Source organism: Bradyrhizobium sp. USDA 3311 (genome assembly GCF_054062495.1).
In genome coordinates, this window is record NZ_JBSSFI010000001.1 from 2,488,039 (window position 1) to 2,504,018 (window position 15,980).

The 15,980-nt window shown below is 65.5% G+C and carries 18 protein-coding genes; 13 read left to right on the plus strand and 5 right to left on the minus strand.

Going from position 1 to position 15,980, the window contains the following annotated elements; genetic code table 11:
• Window positions 1–127 precede the first annotated feature (127 nt).
• The 4 genes from htpG to ACVWW6_RS11600 all read left to right on the plus strand — a co-directional run bounded on the left by htpG (window position 128) and on the right by ACVWW6_RS11600 (window position 3,384).
• On the plus strand, window positions 128–2,005 hold the full coding sequence (htpG, locus tag ACVWW6_RS11585) for a molecular chaperone HtpG (protein WP_456680762.1): 1,878 nt from the start codon (window positions 128–130) through the stop codon (window positions 2,003–2,005).
• A 126-nt stretch (window positions 2,006–2,131) separates the two neighbouring features.
• Window positions 2,132–2,413 carry a DUF3551 domain-containing protein gene (locus tag ACVWW6_RS11590; protein WP_304548802.1) on the plus strand — a complete coding sequence of 94 codons (282 nt, stop codon included), beginning with the start codon at window positions 2,132–2,134 and terminating at the stop codon, window positions 2,411–2,413.
• Window positions 2,414–2,446: 33 nt separating this feature from the next.
• A complete protein-coding gene (locus tag ACVWW6_RS11595; protein ID WP_038966154.1) occupies window positions 2,447–2,716 on the plus strand; it encodes a DUF3551 domain-containing protein in 270 nt (89 codons plus the stop codon).
• 176 nt (window positions 2,717–2,892) lie between these two features.
• Window positions 2,893–3,384, plus strand: a complete 492-nt coding sequence (locus tag ACVWW6_RS11600) for a hypothetical protein (RefSeq protein WP_011090511.1) — start codon at window positions 2,893–2,895, stop codon at window positions 3,382–3,384.
• A 37-nt stretch (window positions 3,385–3,421) separates the two neighbouring features.
• Here ACVWW6_RS11600 and ACVWW6_RS11605 read toward each other — a convergent pair whose 3' ends face one another.
• Entirely contained in the window at window positions 3,422–4,402 is a 981-nt protein-coding gene (locus tag ACVWW6_RS11605) for a Bug family tripartite tricarboxylate transporter substrate binding protein (RefSeq protein WP_456680763.1), read from the minus strand.
• Window positions 4,403–4,632: 230 nt separating this feature from the next.
• Between ACVWW6_RS11605 and ACVWW6_RS11610 the strand changes: the two genes are divergently transcribed.
• The 5 genes from ACVWW6_RS11610 (at window position 4,633) to ACVWW6_RS11630 (ending at window position 9,477) form a co-directional block, all read left to right on the plus strand.
• On the plus strand, window positions 4,633–6,447 hold the full coding sequence (locus ACVWW6_RS11610) for a long-chain-acyl-CoA synthetase (RefSeq protein ID WP_304548799.1): 1,815 nt from the start codon (window positions 4,633–4,635) through the stop codon (window positions 6,445–6,447).
• 362 nt (window positions 6,448–6,809) lie between these two features.
• Window positions 6,810–7,055, plus strand: coding sequence for an acyl carrier protein (locus tag ACVWW6_RS11615; RefSeq protein WP_007597226.1), 246 nt, complete (start codon window positions 6,810–6,812; stop codon window positions 7,053–7,055).
• Complete coding sequence (locus ACVWW6_RS11620; protein WP_038966155.1) at window positions 7,042–8,424, plus strand: class I adenylate-forming enzyme family protein; 1,383 nt, start codon at window positions 7,042–7,044, stop codon at window positions 8,422–8,424. Before ACVWW6_RS11615 ends, ACVWW6_RS11620 begins: the two co-directional genes overlap by 14 nt.
• On the plus strand, window positions 8,417–9,139 hold the full coding sequence (locus ACVWW6_RS11625; RefSeq protein WP_011090507.1) for an SDR family NAD(P)-dependent oxidoreductase: 723 nt from the start codon (window positions 8,417–8,419) through the stop codon (window positions 9,137–9,139). Before ACVWW6_RS11620 ends, ACVWW6_RS11625 begins: the two co-directional genes overlap by 8 nt.
• 128 nt (window positions 9,140–9,267) lie before the next feature.
• Complete coding sequence (locus tag ACVWW6_RS11630) at window positions 9,268–9,477, plus strand: hypothetical protein (RefSeq protein WP_028173835.1); 210 nt, start codon at window positions 9,268–9,270, stop codon at window positions 9,475–9,477.
• Between the two features lie 4 nt (window positions 9,478–9,481).
• Here the strand turns inward: ACVWW6_RS11630 and ACVWW6_RS11635 are convergent, their stop codons facing one another.
• The gene (locus ACVWW6_RS11635; protein WP_011090505.1) at window positions 9,482–9,868 is read right to left on the minus strand and encodes a hypothetical protein; all 387 of its coding nucleotides are present in this window, start codon (window positions 9,866–9,868) and stop codon (window positions 9,482–9,484) included.
• A gap of 220 nt (window positions 9,869–10,088) precedes the next feature.
• Here ACVWW6_RS11635 and ACVWW6_RS11640 point away from each other — a divergent pair, with 220 nt between their 5' ends.
• Window positions 10,089–11,234, plus strand: coding sequence for a DUF3095 domain-containing protein (locus tag ACVWW6_RS11640; protein WP_060908854.1), 1,146 nt, complete (start codon window positions 10,089–10,091; stop codon window positions 11,232–11,234).
• Window positions 11,235–11,238: 4 nt separating this feature from the next.
• Here ACVWW6_RS11640 and ACVWW6_RS11645 read toward each other — a convergent pair whose 3' ends face one another.
• The 3 genes from ACVWW6_RS11645 to ACVWW6_RS11655 all read right to left on the minus strand — a co-directional run bounded on the left by ACVWW6_RS11645 (window position 11,239) and on the right by ACVWW6_RS11655 (window position 13,761).
• Window positions 11,239–11,673 carry a DUF2147 domain-containing protein gene (locus ACVWW6_RS11645; protein WP_011090502.1) on the minus strand — a complete coding sequence of 145 codons (435 nt, stop codon included), beginning with the start codon at window positions 11,671–11,673 and terminating at the stop codon, window positions 11,239–11,241.
• A gap of 92 nt (window positions 11,674–11,765) precedes the next feature.
• Window positions 11,766–13,151 (minus strand): MATE family efflux transporter, encoded by a 1,386-nt coding sequence (locus tag ACVWW6_RS11650; protein WP_063921555.1) that lies wholly within the window; start codon window positions 13,149–13,151, stop codon window positions 11,766–11,768.
• Window positions 13,152–13,233: 82 nt separating this feature from the next.
• Window positions 13,234–13,761, minus strand: coding sequence for a GNAT family N-acetyltransferase (locus tag ACVWW6_RS11655; RefSeq protein WP_011090500.1), 528 nt, complete (start codon window positions 13,759–13,761; stop codon window positions 13,234–13,236).
• A 245-nt stretch (window positions 13,762–14,006) separates the two neighbouring features.
• Between ACVWW6_RS11655 and ACVWW6_RS11660 the strand changes: the two genes are divergently transcribed.
• The 3 genes from ACVWW6_RS11660 (at window position 14,007) to ACVWW6_RS11670 (ending at window position 15,957) form a co-directional block, all read left to right on the plus strand.
• On the plus strand, window positions 14,007–14,603 hold the full coding sequence (locus ACVWW6_RS11660) for a superoxide dismutase (RefSeq protein ID WP_014491764.1): 597 nt from the start codon (window positions 14,007–14,009) through the stop codon (window positions 14,601–14,603).
• Between the two features lie 245 nt (window positions 14,604–14,848).
• Complete coding sequence (locus tag ACVWW6_RS11665) at window positions 14,849–15,460, plus strand: permease (protein WP_456680764.1); 612 nt, start codon at window positions 14,849–14,851, stop codon at window positions 15,458–15,460.
• Entirely contained in the window at window positions 15,457–15,957 is a 501-nt protein-coding gene (locus tag ACVWW6_RS11670) for a hypothetical protein (RefSeq protein WP_008138982.1), read from the plus strand. The genes ACVWW6_RS11665 and ACVWW6_RS11670 overlap by 4 nt, the downstream gene beginning before the upstream one ends.
• Window positions 15,958–15,980 lie beyond the last annotated feature (23 nt).

A 15,980-nucleotide genomic window follows, 5' to 3' on the forward strand; every position in this document is an offset into this window, starting at 1 on the left:
GGCCAAGGGACAGGTCAAGGGACAGGCTGCCTCTGCCGCGGGCAGGGACGGCTGCTCACGTCCTCTTGATCCGCCGTCCCATCGCGTTATATCCCGGTTTTCCCCTTTTGATTGACCGGGTAAACGCATGACGACGTCAGATACAGCTGTGCATACGCAGCCCTTCCAGGCCGAGGTTTCCGAGCTGCTGCACCTCATGGTGCACTCCGTCTATTCGGAGACCGACATCTTCCTGCGCGAGCTCGTCTCCAACGCCTCGGATGCCTGTGACAAGCTCCGCTACGAGGCGATCGAAAGTCCCGCGCTGCTGGGCGAGGGCGACGCGCTCAAGATCCGCATCATCCCGAACAAGACGGCCGGAACGCTCACGATCGCCGATAACGGCATCGGCATGGAGCGGCAGGAGCTGATCGACCATCTTGGCACCATCGCCCGCTCCGGCACCAAGGCGTTCGTCTCGAAGCTGAAGGAGGCCAAGGACGGCCTCGGCCTGATCGGCCAGTTCGGCGTCGGCTTCTATTCCGCCTTCATGGTCGCCGACAAGATCGTCGTCGTCAGCCGCCGCGCCGGCGAGAGCGACGTCTGGAGCTGGACGTCCTCCGGCGGCTCCGGCTTCGAGATCGCGCGGGCCAGCGAGGAAGACGCGGCGCGCGTGACACGCGGCACCGAGATCGTCCTGCACCTGAAGGACGACGCCAAGAAATATCTCGAGACCTACGAGATCGAGCGCATCGTCGGTGCCTATTCCGACAACATCCTGTTTCCCATCGAGCTGGTGCCGGAAGAGGGCGAGCCGCGCCAGATCAACTCGGCGAGCGCGCTGTGGCAGCGATCGAAATCGGAGCTTTCAGCCGAGGACTACAAGAAGGCCTATCAGCAGATCGCCTCCGCCTTCGACGACCCTGCGATGACGCTGCACTACCGCGCCGAGGGCCGCTACTCCTACGCCGTGCTGCTGTTTGCGCCGTCGACAAAGCCGTTCGACCTGTTCGAGCCCTCGCGCAAGGGGCGCGTCAGGCTCTATGTCCGCCGCGTCTTCATCACCGATGATGCCGATCTGCTTCCGGGCTATCTGCGCTTCATCCGCGGCGTCGTCGACAGCGAGGATCTTCCGCTCAACATCTCGCGCGAGATGCTCCAGAACAATCCGCAGCTCGTGCAGATCCGCAAGGCCGTGGCGACCCGTGTCGTGTCCGAGCTCGAGGGCCTCGCCGAGAAGGACGCGGAGAACTTCGCGAAGATCTGGGATGCTTTCGGCGCGGTGCTGAAAGAGGGCATCTACGAGGATTTCGAGCGTCGCGAAAAGCTGCTGGCGCTGTCGCGCTTCACCACCACGACGGGCGAGAAGCGGTCGCTGAAGCAGGTTGTCGCCGATTTCAAGCCGAACCAGACCGAGATCTATTATCTCGTCGGTGACAGCATCGAACGGCTGAAGTCCAACCCGCGGCTCGAGGCGGCGACCGCGCGCGGCATCGAGGTGCTGCTGCTGTCCGATCCGGTCGATGCCTTCTGGACCTCGATGCCGACGGAGTTCGAGGGCAAGCCGCTGAAGTCGCTGAGCCAGGGCGATCTCAATCTCGACCTGATCCCGCGCGTCGACGCGACGGACGAGGCGAAGAAGGACGAGCCGGAGGCGGACGAGGCCGCCACCATCGCGGTCATCAAGGCCGCCCTCGGCGAGCGCGTCAGCGACGTCAAGGCGTCCACGCGCCTCACCAGCTCGGCCTCCTGCCTCGTTGCCGACAGCCAGGGGCCGAGCCGCGAACTCGAGCGTATCCTGTCGCAGCAGAACCGCGGCATGCGCGCCAAGCCGGTCCTCGAGATCAATCTGCGCCATCCGATGGTGGGGGCGATCACCAAGGCTCAGGCCGGCTCCAAGGCCGTCGACGATCTCAGCCTGCTCCTGCTCGAGCAGGCGCAGATCCTGGACGGCGAGTTGCCGGAGGACCCGGCGGCGTTTGCGGCGAGGTTGAACCGGCTCGTGTTGCAGGGGCTCGGCGGATAGCGCCGCGGCGCACCGCCTCACCTTGCCGTCATCTGTACTTCGGAACAGTCGCCTCCGGCGTGGTGTTATGCCATATCAGGCCGTCGGCATCCGATCCGCCGACGCTACCGATTCGAGGATGTCTCCATGCGTTTGCCGATCCTGACCCTCACCGCGATTGTCATGCTGTTTGCTGCGGCAGATGCGCGCGCCCAGACCTATGACCCGCGCTATCCGGTGTGCATGCACGTCTACACGCCCGGCGGTTGGGGCGGCGGCGGCGATTACTACGATTGCTCCTTCACCTCGCTGCCGCAGTGCCGCGCCACGGCGTCGGGCCGCTCCGCGAGCTGCGACCTCAATCCCTATTACGCTTTTGACGAGCCTCCGCCGCCGCCGCGCCGGCGTCACAAGAAGGTGCAACAATAGCGATCCGCGATGCGGCACGCTGGAGCACTGCTCATGCGTTTCTCGTTCGGCCTGGTCGTAAGCATCGGTGCGGTGGTCGCGGCCGCGCCGTCGCATGCGCAAACCTTCGATCCCCGCTATCCCGTCTGCATGCACGTCTATTCCGGCTCGAGCGGCGGCGGCGGGGAGTGGTATGACTGCTCCTTCACCTCGCTGCCGCAGTGTCGCGCCACCGCGGCGGGCCGCGCCGCGACCTGCGATCTCAATCCGTATTATCCGGTCAGCGTGCCGTCGCCGCGCCAGCGTCACAGGCGAAGCGGCTAGCGCTCACTCCGCGGCCACCAATCCCTGTGCTTTCACCAGTCGCCAGCGCCTCCTGCGGTTGACCCAGATCAACGCGCGGAATTGCAATCCTCGTCACCCTCGTCCCGAAGCTCGGCATCAGGAGCCCGGCATCACGCCGGCCTGTTAGATCGGGCGCTTGAGGCGAGGACATCTGCATGAACAAGCGCACCGTTATCACGCTCATCGGCGCGACCTTTGGTTTGATCGCCGTTTCCCAGCCGGCCCGCGCGGACATGATCGCGCGTTACGAATGCAGCACCGCCGGTTTCTATAGCCAGGAGCCGATCGGCGACCGCCCCGACCACAATTTGGTGACTCAGGACTACGTCTGCGTCGGTGTCGATGGCCTGCTGAAGGGCGCGGTCTATTCCGCCTCCAATGCGGTGGAATGGGACGGCCCAAAAGCGACCATCGTATTCGGTGGTGGCGTGCACCGGATTCCCGGTGGACGTCTCGTCACGCAACTGATCGAAGGCTCCGCTCAGGCGGTCATGAAGGACGGCAAGCCCATTGGCGTCGAGTCCTCGGGCAAGGGGATCGTCAAATTCGGTTCGGGTCCGTTCGCCGGGTTAAGCGGCAAAAGCGTCAAGTTCGTCACCACTCCCGTCAATCCAATCCGGTTCAACCTCGAATTCACGGCAGACTGACGCCGCTGCGGAGGCGTGGCTTGTACCTCGGGAAACGCTATTCCTTCTTGATCCCCGACAGCTCGACCACCTTGCGCCAGCGCTCGGTCTCCGCCGTCAGCATGCCGCCGAACTCGCCGGCATTGCCGTGCAGCGGGATCGCGCCGAGTTCGGCGATGCGGACCTTGATCTCGGCGTCGGAGAGCGCGGTGTCGATCTCGCGATTGAGAAGATCGACGATCTCGCGCGGCGTGTCGTGCGGGGCGCCGACGCCGTAGAATGAGCTCGTCTCGTAGCCGGGCAGCGTCTCCGCGATCGGCGGCGCGTCCGGCAGGATCTCCGAACGCTCGCGCGTGGTGACGCCGAGCGCGCGCAGCTTTCCGGCGCGCACCAGCTCGAAGGACGAGGTGACGTTGTCGAACATGCCCTGGATCTGGCCGCTCATCACGTCGGTCAGGCCCGGCGCCGAGCCGCGATAGGGGACGTGGGTGAACCGCACGCCGGCCAGCGACTTGAACAGCTCGCCGGACAGATGCAGCGAGGTGCCGATCCCGGAGGAAGCGATCGACATCTTGCCGGGATTGGCCTTGGCGTAGGCGATGAAGTCGGCGACGGTTTTCACCGGCAGGTCGTTGTTGACGACCAGCACCAGCGGAATCCGCGCGACACCCGCGACCGGCGCGATGCTCTTGGCGAAATCATACGGCAGCGAAGGATCGAACGAGGCGTTGATCGCGTTCGCGGTCGAGGTTAGCAGCAGCGTGTAGCCGTCGGGGGCGGACGTGATGACCGCCTGCGTCCCGATATTGCTGCCGGCGCCCGGCTTGTTCTCGACCACGAAGGTCTGGCCGAGCCGTTCGGACAGGCGCTGGCAGAGCAGCCGCGACAGCACGTCGGTGGCGCCGCCCGGGGCATAAGGCACCACCCATTTCACGCTGCGCGATGGATAGGAGGGGTTGCCGATCGCAAAGGCGCGCGACGCAACGAGCGCAGCGACGGCACAGGCGGCGGTGTGGAGGAAATGTCGCTTGGTGATCATGGTCGTCTCCAATTCCCCTATCCCCGCAGCCGAGGCGAGGACACGCGCAGCGCGCCCAAATGACTCGTTTTGGTATCGCAAGAATTGCGCTGCGGCGCACGCCGATCCCATCGGCTTGGTAAAGGATGACTAGAGTTAATCGCGCACTAACCGGCTTTTACCTTGTCTCTTAACACCTGGGCAGGGCGCGCGGGCTAAGCTTGGGGAACCAGCAGACACGTTCCGAAAGTATGAACGGCATGACCACCGGCGTCATCGAGCAACCGAAGGCCGCGCGCGCGCCATCGGCGTCAAAGATCTGGCTGAAGGCGATCGAGCTGACCGCGCGGATCGAGACGCTGCCGGGCCGGCTGTTTGCCGACGTCGTCGACGATTGGGCGCAGCGTCAGCCCGACCGCGTCGCGCTGATCACGGATGACGCAGCGCTCGACTACGAAGGTTTGTCGAAACGCATCAACCGCTATGCGCGCTGGGCGCGCTCGGTCGGTGTGAGCAAGGGCGAAACTGTCGGTCTGATCATGCCGAACGGCCTCGACTACGTTGCCGCCTGGCTCGGCATCAGCCGGATCGGCGGTGTGGTCGCGCTGATCAATACAAAGCTTGTCGGGCAATCGCTCGCGCATTGCCTCGATGTCGCGAGGCCCCGGCACATCATCGTCGCGCACGACCTGGTGGAGACGCTGGAGAGTGCGAAGCCACATCTGAAGACCGAGGCCGAGGTCTGGACCCATGGCGATGCCCGCAGCGAGCGGGCCATCGACGTCGCGCTTGCCGCGCTCGACGACGGCCCGCTTTGTCCCGGAGAGCACGGCGACGTCACCATCGATGATCGCGCGCTGCTGATCTACACGTCCGGCACGACAGGCCTGCCCAAGGCCGCCAGCATCAGCCATCGCCGCATCCTCAATTGGGGCTTTTGGTTCGCCGGCCTCACCGGCGCCGGCCCACAGGACCGGCTCTACGATTGTCTGCCGCTGTTCCACTCGGTCGGCGGCATCGTCGCGCCGTGCAGCATGCTGGCCGCCGGCGGCTCGGTGGTGATCGCGGACAAGTTCTCGGCGTCGAATTTCTGGTCCGACATCGTGCGGCACGACTGCACGCTGTTCCAGTATATCGGCGAGCTCTGCCGCTATCTGCTCAAGGCGCCGCCGTCGGAATACGAGAACCGCCATCGGCTGCGGCTCGTCTGCGGCAACGGCCTGCGCGGCGACATCTGGGAGGACTTTCAGACCCGCTTCGCCATTCCTCGCATCCTCGAATTCTATGCGGCGACCGAAGGCAATTTCTCGCTGTTCAACGTCGAGGGCCAGCCCGGCGCGATCGGCCGTATCCCGCCGCTGCTCGCGCATCGTTTCCCCGCGAGCCTCGTCAAGCTCGACCCTGACAGCGGCGCGCCGTTGCGCAATGAAGAGGGTCTTTGCATCGCCTCCGCCCGCGGCGAGGCGGGCGAGGCCATCGGCCGCATCGGCACGGCGGACCAGGGCGGCGGCCGCTTCGAGGGCTACACGGACGCCGGGGAGACCGAGAAGAAGATCCTGCGTGACGTCTTCGCCAGGGGCGATGCCTGGTTCCGCACCGGCGATCTGATGCGGCTCGACGACAAGGGCTTCTTCCATTTCGTCGATCGCATCGGCGACACCTTTCGCTGGAAGGGCGAGAACGTCGCGACCTCGGAGGTCAACGACGCCGTGCGCGATTTTACCGGCGTCATCGACGCCACCACTTACGGCGTCAGCATCCCTGGCACCGACGGCCGCGCCGGCATGAGCGCAATCGTCGTGAACGAGGGATTTGACGTCGCGGCATTGCCCGCGCATCTCGCACAGCGCCTGCCGGCCTACGCCCGCCCGGTCTTCATCCGCATCTCGCGCGAGCTCGATGCGACCGAGACGTTCAAGCAGAAGAAGGGCGAGCTCGCGCGCGAGGGATTCGACCCCGGCGCGATCTCCGAGCCGCTGTTCATGGCGGAGCCGAAATCCGGCGACTATGTCGCACTGACTTCCGAGGCTTATGCGCAAATCGTCGACGGTGCGATCAGGTTCTAAACGGATAAACGAGAATCGCCGCCACGAACTCCCTGCGTTCCCTCCCCCCTTGTGGGGGAGGGTTAGGGAGGGGGTAGCCCAGCAAAAGGTGTCTGAGAGTTCGCAAGCTGCCTGGAAGCGATGGAGGGAGTCCCCGTGTGGCCCCCCTCCCTGCCCCTCCCCCACAAGGGGGGAGGGAATGAGAGAGTAGTGCTCACCTCACTTTGAACTCACGGCAAAATCCGCCAGATAGGTCCAATTTTATCTGAATTGTCCAAGAAGCCATTTACCTCTGTCGGGTAAACAGACGGCCATGGGGAGGCGGTCATCAAGAGCCGCCGCAAGACATACGATCGATCAACAAAGCAAGAGGCAAGCCAGCCATGTCGGTAAGGTCCAAGGTCATTGAAGCGATCCAGCAGATCGCCAAGGAACAGCACGTCGCGCTTCCCGCGCTCTCGGACGATCTGTCCCTGCACGAGACGGGTTTCGACTCGCTCGCCTTCGCGATCCTTGTCGCTCGGCTCGAGGACGAGACCGGTGTCGATCCGTTCACCATTTCCGAGGACGCAGCGTTCCCCGCCACGGTCGGCGATTTCGTGCGGGCCTACGAAAATGTCCCCGCGTGAGATCTTTGCGCTTCGCGATCATCTCGGCGCGGAGCTGAAGGGCCGTACGCTGTCGGATGCGCACGATGTCGTGTCGCTGACCGACATCCTGTCGCAGACGGTCCTGGGCGGCCGCCTGCGCGAGCTGTCCGGCCGCGCGGTGCTGCTCAAATTGTCCGACCAGCTCCGGTCGGGCCTTGCCATGATCGAGCTCGACGGCGTCGCCCGCCGCATGCTGCTGTGTCCGCCCGATCTCAATCCGGCGTATCTGGACGCGCTGATCGCGGATGCCGGGATCGATGCCGTCGTCACCGACGAGCCCGATCGCTGGGCTGAGACCGGCGTGCCGCTGGTCGTCACCGCACAATTGCCGCTTCAAGCCACCGCGCCCGCGCAGACCGAGCGCGCCACCGAATGGCTGATGCTGACCTCGGGCACGTCAGGCGTGCCGAAGATCGCCGGCCATACGCTGGAAGCGCTGACCGGCGCGATCGTCGCCGAAGGCCCCGCGCGCGGACCGGCGCCGGTGTGGGCGACGTTCTACGACATTCGCCGCTATGGCGGCCTCCAGATCTTCCTCCGCGCCATCCTCTCCGGCGGCTCCATGGTGCTGTCGGATCCGCATGAGGCCCTCGCCGATCACGTCGCTCGGCTGAACGCGCGCGCGGTCTCCCACATCTCCGGCACGCCCTCGCACTGGCGCAAGCTTCTGATGAGCGGCTCGGCCGCGCAATTCGCGCCGGCTTACGTCCGTCTCTCCGGCGAGATCGCCGACCAGGCGGTGCTCGACGGCCTGAAGGCGGCATTCCCGAATTCCTCGGTCGGCCATGCCTACGCCTCGACCGAGGCCGGTGTCGGCTTCGCCGTGAATGACGGGCTCGAAGGCTTTCCGGCCGACTATCTCGGCAACCGCAACGGCGTCGAGATGAAGGTCGTGGACGGCTCGCTGCGCATCCGCTCGACGCGCACCGCACATGCCTATATCGGCCGCGACGCCGCCGCGCTCACCGATGATGACGGATTTGTCGACAGCGGCGATATTGTCGAGCTGCGCGGGGACCGCTATTATTTCGTCGGCCGCCGCGGCGGCATCATCAATATCGGTGGGCTGAAGGTCCACCCCGAGGAGATCGAGGCTGTCATCAATCGCCATTCCGACGTCCGGATGTCGCGGGCCAAGTCGCGGAAGAGTCCGATCACCGGCGGCATCGTGGTCGCCGACGTGATCCTCGCCGACGGCACCGACCAGGCGCGCGCGAAGGAGATTCGCGACCAGATCCTGGATCAATGCCGCGCGCAGCTCGCTTCCCACAAGGTGCCGGCGGTGATCCGCTTCGTCGAGACGCTCGACGTCACCCCGGCCGGCAAACTGGCGCGCACCGATGCATAATGTCCTCGTCACCGGCGGCAGCCGCGGTATCGGCCTTGCGATTGGCAAGCGTCTGGCTGGCGCCGGCTACAACGTGATTGCCGCGGCGCGCCGCGAGAGCGACGAGCTCAGGGCCGCCATTGGCGAGTCCGAGGGTCGTCTGCATTTCCGAGCCTGCGATCTCGCGGTGATCGACGCGATTCCCGCTTTCGCAAAGCTCGTGCGCGACGAATTCGGCCCGATCTACGGCCTCGTCAACAATGCCGGCCTCGGCACCGAAGGCCTGCTCGCGACCATGCACAATTCCGAGATCGAGGCGCTGGTGCAGCTCAACGTGCTGTCGCCGATCATTCTCACCAAATATGTCGCACGGCAGATGATGGCCGATGGTGCCGGCCGCATCATCAACATCTCCTCGATCATCGCGACGACCGGCTATAACGGCCTGTCCGTCTATGGCGCGACCAAGGCGGCCGCCACCGGCTTTACCCGCTCGCTCGCGCGTGAAGTCGGCAAGCTCGGCATCACCGTGAACGCGATTGCGCCTGGTTTCATCGACACCGAGCTGACTCACAATCTCTCCGACGAAGGACGCAAACGCATCGCGGGCCGAAGTGCATTGCGCCGGCTGCCGGAGACGGAAGACGTCGCACGGATGGTGGAATATCTGCTCGGCGATGGCGGCCGCAACGTCACGGGCACCGTGTTCACGGTCGACGCCGGGAACACGGCGTAAGGCGGAACTTCACCGCCACAATTGCATTGATTCGGCGCAATGACATTCGACCGGATTTGGTCGTAAGATGCCCCCGCAATCGATTGGGTTACGTCAATCGATCTGCCCCAATCGACAGGGAGCAGTGCATGACCATGCGAAACATGACCGCTTCAAATCAGGGCCGGACGGAGCAATCGCGCGCGAAGCCGGACGACGTCCGTTGTCCGCCGATGACGCACCAGAATTCCGGCGATCACGGTCACGAGATGTACCCGCAGCAATTCGTGCGCTTGGTCGGCTGCCATGACGCGTCTCACGACGCCTTGCGCAACCGTGAGGATGAGAAGCTGCACTAGTCGCTCACGTCCGAGGCTTAGGCAGGTCAATCCGTTCGTGTGAGAATTCCGGCGGCCCTTCGGTGAGGCGGCGGATGCGACGCTCGCGTTCGTCCTCCGGCAATGCGGGATCGAGCAGTCCCTCGATCTCATGCACCGCGAGCTCCTCGAGCCTGGTCGCGTCCGAGACGACCGTGGACCCCGATGCCGGTGTGGGAGGCGCGATCCTCAGGCCGAACTCGACCAGCTTGCAGATCGCATCCGAGCGCGACAGTTGATGGGCCTCCGCCCAGGCATCGACGGTGGCGGTCAGCAGCTCCGGCATTTTCACCGCACTGATCACGTCCAGCCCCGTGCGTCGGCGTACCGGCGAGGTGGAGTCCTTGCTACCAAAATCAGACACCCCGATCATCCCGCGCAACCATTTCAGATGGCTCAACCGTAAACGTCATTTTCGGCCGGCTGTTTGATGCTGATCAATGACAAGCTGCGGCATTGCGGCGCGGTGCGATCTTGTTGTCCGCCGCCATTTCGGCCAATGATCGGGACTTCGAGGGGGCGCCAGCCGGCGAACCCGGATCGGTCCTGCCACGTACTTCTCCTGGACGCGTCCAACCATTCGGCATCATCCGATGACATCAGGCGAATCCTTCTATGGCGGCATCCCCGTCTTCCGCGGCTTCACCAGCCTGATGGACCCCGCGCTCTATGCGTCGCTGCCGGATGACTGGAGCATCGGTGTCGCCGACATCGTCGATTCCACCAAGGCGATCGCGGCGCAGCGCTACAAGGCGGTCAACATGGCCGGCGCTGCCGTGATCGCGGCGGTGACCAATGCGCTTGAGGGACGGGAATTCCCCTTCGTGTTCGGCGGTGACGGCGCGAGCTTTGCGGTCGCGCCCGGCGATCTCGATCGCGCCCGGGACGCGCTGGCTGCGACCGCGACCTGGGTACGGGAGGATCTCGATCTGACGATGCGTGTTGCGCTGGTGCCGGTGAGTGCGATCCGGGCGCAAGGTCTCGACGTGCGCGTCGCGCGCTTCGGTCCGTCGGCGAACCTGTCCTATGCGATGTTCTCCGGCGGCGGGCTCGCCTGGGCCGACGCCGCGATGAAGCGCGGTGAGTTCGCCGTCGCTGAGGCGCCGGCCGGCACGCAGCCGGATCTGTCCGGCCTGTCCTGCCGCTTCGAGGTGATTCCGGCCTCGCGCGGCCTGATCCTGTCCGTTCTGGTGATGCCGGCACGCGGCGCGGACCCGCCGGCGTTCCGCAAGGTGATCGAGGACATCATCCACCTCGTCGAACGCAGCCCGGACGGCGCCCGCCCGGTGCCGCCACAGGGGCCGCCGCTGAAATGGCCGCCGCAGGGGCTGGACTACGAAGCCCGCACCAAGCGCGGCGGCCCGCTGCTCGCGCGCCGCGCCGGCGTGCTGGCCTACACGCTGTTCGCCTATCTGATCATGCGCTTCGACATCAAGGTCGGCGGCTTCGTGCCCAACCTCTACAAACGTCAGGTGGTCGAGAACTCGGACTTCAGGAAATATGACGACGGCCTGCGCATGATCCTCGACTGTACACCCGAGCTCGAACGCGCCCTCAGCGATCGTCTTGCGGCTGCCGCGCGCGAGGGCGTCGTGCGCTACGGCCTCTACCCGCAGGACGCCGCGATGATGACCTGCTTCACGCCGTCGGCGCTGCGCAGCGACCACGTGCACTTCATCGACGGCGCGCGGGGCGGCTACGCCTCGGCGGCGACGGCGCTGAAGGCGATGATGGCTTGAAGCGCTAGCGTCCCGCGCGCGTCCAGGTTTCGCCCCCGCAAAGCGCGCCGACGCAGCCTTCGACCCGCAGCGAGTCTGCACCCGTGACCGAGACGCTGCTCGCATAGGTGCTGCCGTCGTCGGCATTGTAGATCTGGCCCGACCATTTGTTCGGGCCGGACGGCTGCATGCCGCTGAACAACGGCAGGCCGATCATCGGCCGTCTCGCCAGCGCGGGATTGGGATTCTTGCTGTCGGTGGCGGGCTGGCCGGTCGCGGTGTCCATGGGTTCGCGCAGCCAGACGATAACGCCGCAGAGGCCGCCGCCGCACTTGCTGATCTTGACGCGGGCGTCGCCGGCCTGCGTGAGCCAGGTCCCGTCGGCGCTCTGCGCTTGGGCGGCGGTCGCGCCAAGCAGCGCAGCCAGAAGGACGACGAGAGTAGCGAATCTGGAAATCATGGAGAGGCCCCGAAGTGGAGCGCCTCCATAGCAGCCCAGCAGGATAGTGCAACGCTGGATGGAATCACATTCCCGCGCTTACTTGCCTGCGCTCATTTGCCCCAGCGCGCGAAAGCGACGGAGACCGCGGTCGACAGTCCGAACACCACCATCGCGCCGCCGACCAGCGCGAACAAGGTCCAGGCCGGCGCTTGCGCCATCATGAGGACGCCGCCGCCGATCGCGACGATCAGAAGCCGCGCGGTGGAGGCCAGCACCGGTCCGCCGACGCGCGCGGCGCCCTGTGAGGAGAAGTACAGCGACACGCCCATGCCGAAGAACGCGAAGGCCGGGCCGGCCCAGTGGAAATAGCTGTGCGCGGCGGCGGTGACGCCGGGGTCGGCGGTGAAGAGCGAGGCCCACAACGCGGGATCGAGCGCGATGACGAGTCCGATCAGGCCGACGGTGAGGGCGGACGCCGCGGCTGCGGTCCAGGCCACGCGCCGTGCGCGCTTCACTTGTCCGGCGCCGATCGCCATGCCGACCATCGGCACCGAGGCGATGCCGAAGGCGAAGGTGATCGGGATCAGCAGAAATTCCAGCCGCGAGCCGATGCCGTAACCGGCCAGCATCTCGGTGCCGAACGTCGCCAGGATCCTGGTGAAGATCAGAATGGTGAGCACGGTCTGCAGCGGCGAGAGGCAGGCGACCGCGCCCACCTTGAGGATGTCCAGGAACATCGCGCGCTCAAAATAAAACGCGCGGAAATCCAGCGGCAGCCGGCTGCGGCCTGACAAGAGATACCAGAGGAAGAAGACCGCGGCGCAGGTGAATGCGATCAACTGGCCGGCGGCGACGCCCGGCATGCCGAATTGCTTCACGCCGAACAGGCCGAGCCCCAGCGTGCCGCCGAGCGCGATCTGGAGCACGCTTGCCCCGATCAGTGTCATCGAGGGCAGGCGCATGTCGCCGGTGCCGCGGATCACCGAGGCCAGCGTGTTGACGAGCCAGATCGCGACCGCGCCGGAGAACAGCACCTGCGAATAACCGCAGGCTTCCTCGAGCACGCGCTCGCGGCCGCCGAGCAGCGTGAAGAACGAGCGGCCGAAGACCAGCATCGTTACCGTGAAGAACAGCCCGCCGCAGAGGCCGATGATGGCGGCATGCAGCGCCAGCGTCGCGGCGCGGTCGCGATCCCCGGCGCCGAGCGCGCGGCTGATCGCGGATGAGACGCCGCCGCCCATCGCGCCCGCGCTCATCATCTGCGTCAGCATCGCGAACGGGAACACCAGCGCGATCGCCGCGAGCGGGATGGTGCCGAGCCGGCCGATATAGGAGGTCTCGGCGATCGCAACCAGCGTGCTGCCGACCATCGCGATCATGTTGGGGATCGCGAGCCGCAGCAGCATCGGCAGGATCGGCGCCGTCAGCAGGCTGGCGATGGGGGAGGCGACCGGTGCACGCGGCGGGGCGGCGTCTATGGGGGCGTCGATCGTCATGTCCACGGTGCGGAATATTGGATGATGATCGACATATTACAGGGCGTGGCTCTCTGGCACCAGCCCTCCGGTCACGCAGGGCTCACCAGGGCAAGCCGCATAGGTCGATGGTGCCCAGCGTCGGCGCGCGGACGATGTTGAAGACGTACGGCGCCATGTAGTCGAAGCGGATCCGCCCCTCCGGCTGCTCGCAATAGACCTCGCCCTTGAAGGGCAGCCAGCTGCGGGATTCGTAGAACGCAAAATTGTGCGGCTCGCAGAACAGCAGCGCGAAGCGGACCGCCTCGTTGGCGCGCATGGTGTGCACCGCCGCGTCGATAGCCATGGTGGCGTAGCCGCGACCGCGCCGGTCCTCGCGCGTGCAGACGCCGCCGATGCCGCCGGCGTGAACCTTCTGCCCGTTCCAGGTGACGGTGCGAAAGTAGACGCCGACGTGGCAGACGAGGCCGTCCTCGGGCGTCTCGAGCAGCACGCGAAGATGGGCGTTGTCCCATTTGACGTGAGCCCAGGGCTTGTCCGCGACCACATGCGGTCCCCAGACCGCCTGATGCAGCGGCTCGGTGATCGGCCACGAGGCGTCGCCGTTCAAGATGTCGATCTCGATGGTCATGGCTTCGTCCTTCGCAGCTCCGCTTCGTGGCGCATTCGTTCTGTCATAAGCGCTTCAAAGGCAACGATATTTTATGGCGAACCGCACGGCTGATGACCAGCGCGTGCTGCGACGATTTTATGCAATCCAGCCAAGCGGCACCCATCACGCGTTTTCGCAAATTCTGAGGTATTTAACGGCCGCGGAACCTTCTATAAGGGATGACCGTTAGAACACGTTCCCCACCCAGTTGCGGACAAGAACCCATGACCTTTACGCTGCCCCCTCTCCCTTACGCCTATGACGCCCTCGGCCAGTTCATGTCGAAGGAGACGCTCGAATTCCACCACGACAAGCATCATCAGGCCTACGTCACCAACGGCAACAACGCGCTCAAGGGCACCGAATGGGAAGGCAAGTCCCTTGAGGAGATCGTCAAGGGCTCGTTCGGCAAGAACCCCGCGGTGTTCAACAATGCCGGCCAGCACTACAACCACATCCACTTCTGGAGCTGGATGAAGCCCAATGGCGGCGGCACCAAGCTGCCCGGCAAGCTCGAGAAGAAGATCAACGAGGACCTCGGCGGCTTCGAGAAGTTCAAGACCGACTTCCAGGCGGCCGGCGTCGGCCAGTTCGGCTCCGGCTGGTGCTGGCTCCAGGTCAAGAACGGCAAGCTCGAGATCTCCAAGACCCCGAACGGCGAGAATCCGCTGGTGCACGGCGCCACCCCGATCCTCGGCTGCGACGTCTGGGAGCACTCCTACTACATCGACTATCGCAACCGCCGTCCGGACTATCTCAAGGCGTTCGTCGAGAACCTCGTGAACTGGGAATACGTCGAGTCCCTGTTCGACAAGGCGTAAGGCTTTACTCCGTCATTCCGGGGCGATGCGTAGCATCGAACCCGGAATCTCGAGATTCCGGGTTCGGCTTCGCCGCCCCGGAATGACAGACAAGGCGGTCGCATGCGCGGCCGCCTTTTTGCTGTGCGGAATTGATTGAACCAGTCCTGCGCCGTGCGCGCATCGGTCTGTGATCGTACCGTTTGCATCGCATGGACGGCGCCCTTAATCAGGACGGGCATCACCATCGAGCCGCCCCACACCCGTTGTCAGACCCTTCCCCGAAAGACCCGGCGCCTGCCGAGGACGCGGAGTCCGAGCCGCGGCCGGGACGCGTGCGCAAGCCGATCGGCTGGTCGACCATCATTATCGCGGCCCTGGTGGCGGTGAGCGCGGCGCTGGTCTGGCGGCGTGACGGCACCGACGGCGTTCTCGACATTCTCACCCACGACCTCTCGCTGTTCGGCGGCATCCTGCCGCGCGTGCTGGCAGGATGCCTGCTCGGCGCCTTCATCTCCGAGATCCTGCCGCACGAAAAAGTCTCGCGCTCGCTCGGGCCGCAATCCGGCCTGAAGGGCCTTCTGATCGGCACCGCCTTTGGCGCGATCCTGCCGGGCGGTCCCTTCACCGCCTATCCCGTGGCGAGCGCGCTGCTGGCGGTCGGCGCTGATTTCGGCGCCACCATCGCCATGGTCGTGAGCTGGACCCTGATCGGCTACGGCCGGGCGGTCGCCTGGGAAATCCCGATCATGGGCACCGATTTCACGCTGTGGCGGATCGTCATCTCGCTGCCGCTGCCGGTGCTCGCAGGCGGCCTCGGCCGCTTCGTCTATGTCCGGCTCTATCCGAAGTGTGACAGCGATGAGGAGGCGAGTTGAGCGCGGCGCTCCTCATCGACATCCTGCTATGGGGCTCGGTCTTCGGCGTCGGCCTGATCGCTTTCCGTCGCGGCCCGCCGGTGTTCAAGGCTTCGCTGCGCGAAGGCTCGATGGACTTCATCAACATCGTGCCGCGGATCGCGTTGGGGGTGATCGGCTCCGGCTACATCGCCGCCATCATCCCCCAGGAGGTGATCACCGGCTGGCTCGGACCGGACAGCGGCTGGCTGGGGGTCGCGACCGCCGTGGTCGCCGGTGCCGCCACGCCCGGCGGCCCCGTGATCGGCTTCTCCATCGGGACCGTGGCGCTGAAGTCGGGCGGCGGGGTGCCGCAAGTGGTCGCCTATGTCGTCGCCTGGGCGCTGTTTGCCTTCCAGCGGGTGATTTTGTGGGAAATCCCGTTCATGCCGGCCCGTTTCGTCTGGTTCCGCTGCGCCGTCTCGGTGCCGTTCCCGTTCGTGGCGGCCGCCATCGCGATGGTGATCGGCAAGCCCTGAGCCCGGCGTGGACAGGCGTAATG

What these genes read in the sequence shown, in the direction of transcription:
- htpG (WP_456680762.1), top strand. Translation starts at nt 128, where the DNA reads ATGACGACGTCAGATACAGCTGTGCATACGCAGCCCTTCCAGGCCGAG.
- ACVWW6_RS11590 (WP_304548802.1), top strand. Translation starts at nt 2,132, where the DNA reads ATGCGTTTGCCGATCCTGACCCTCACCGCGATTGTCATGCTGTTTGCT.
- ACVWW6_RS11595 (WP_038966154.1), top strand. Translation starts at nt 2,447, where the DNA reads ATGCGTTTCTCGTTCGGCCTGGTCGTAAGCATCGGTGCGGTGGTCGCG.
- ACVWW6_RS11600 (WP_011090511.1), top strand. Translation starts at nt 2,893, where the DNA reads ATGAACAAGCGCACCGTTATCACGCTCATCGGCGCGACCTTTGGTTTG.
- ACVWW6_RS11605 (WP_456680763.1), bottom strand. Translation starts at nt 4,402, where the DNA reads ATGATCACCAAGCGACATTTCCTCCACACCGCCGCCTGTGCCGTCGCT.
- ACVWW6_RS11610 (WP_304548799.1), top strand. Translation starts at nt 4,633, where the DNA reads ATGAACGGCATGACCACCGGCGTCATCGAGCAACCGAAGGCCGCGCGC.
- ACVWW6_RS11615 (WP_007597226.1), top strand. Translation starts at nt 6,810, where the DNA reads ATGTCGGTAAGGTCCAAGGTCATTGAAGCGATCCAGCAGATCGCCAAG.
- ACVWW6_RS11620 (WP_038966155.1), top strand. Translation starts at nt 7,042, where the DNA reads ATGTCCCCGCGTGAGATCTTTGCGCTTCGCGATCATCTCGGCGCGGAG.
- ACVWW6_RS11625 (WP_011090507.1), top strand. Translation starts at nt 8,417, where the DNA reads ATGCATAATGTCCTCGTCACCGGCGGCAGCCGCGGTATCGGCCTTGCG.
- ACVWW6_RS11630 (WP_028173835.1), top strand. Translation starts at nt 9,268, where the DNA reads ATGACCATGCGAAACATGACCGCTTCAAATCAGGGCCGGACGGAGCAA.
- ACVWW6_RS11635 (WP_011090505.1), bottom strand. Translation starts at nt 9,868, where the DNA reads ATGATCGGGGTGTCTGATTTTGGTAGCAAGGACTCCACCTCGCCGGTA.
- ACVWW6_RS11640 (WP_060908854.1), top strand. Translation starts at nt 10,089, where the DNA reads ATGACATCAGGCGAATCCTTCTATGGCGGCATCCCCGTCTTCCGCGGC.
- ACVWW6_RS11645 (WP_011090502.1), bottom strand. Translation starts at nt 11,673, where the DNA reads ATGATTTCCAGATTCGCTACTCTCGTCGTCCTTCTGGCTGCGCTGCTT.
- ACVWW6_RS11650 (WP_063921555.1), bottom strand. Translation starts at nt 13,151, where the DNA reads ATGACGATCGACGCCCCCATAGACGCCGCCCCGCCGCGTGCACCGGTC.
- ACVWW6_RS11655 (WP_011090500.1), bottom strand. Translation starts at nt 13,761, where the DNA reads ATGACCATCGAGATCGACATCTTGAACGGCGACGCCTCGTGGCCGATC.
- ACVWW6_RS11660 (WP_014491764.1), top strand. Translation starts at nt 14,007, where the DNA reads ATGACCTTTACGCTGCCCCCTCTCCCTTACGCCTATGACGCCCTCGGC.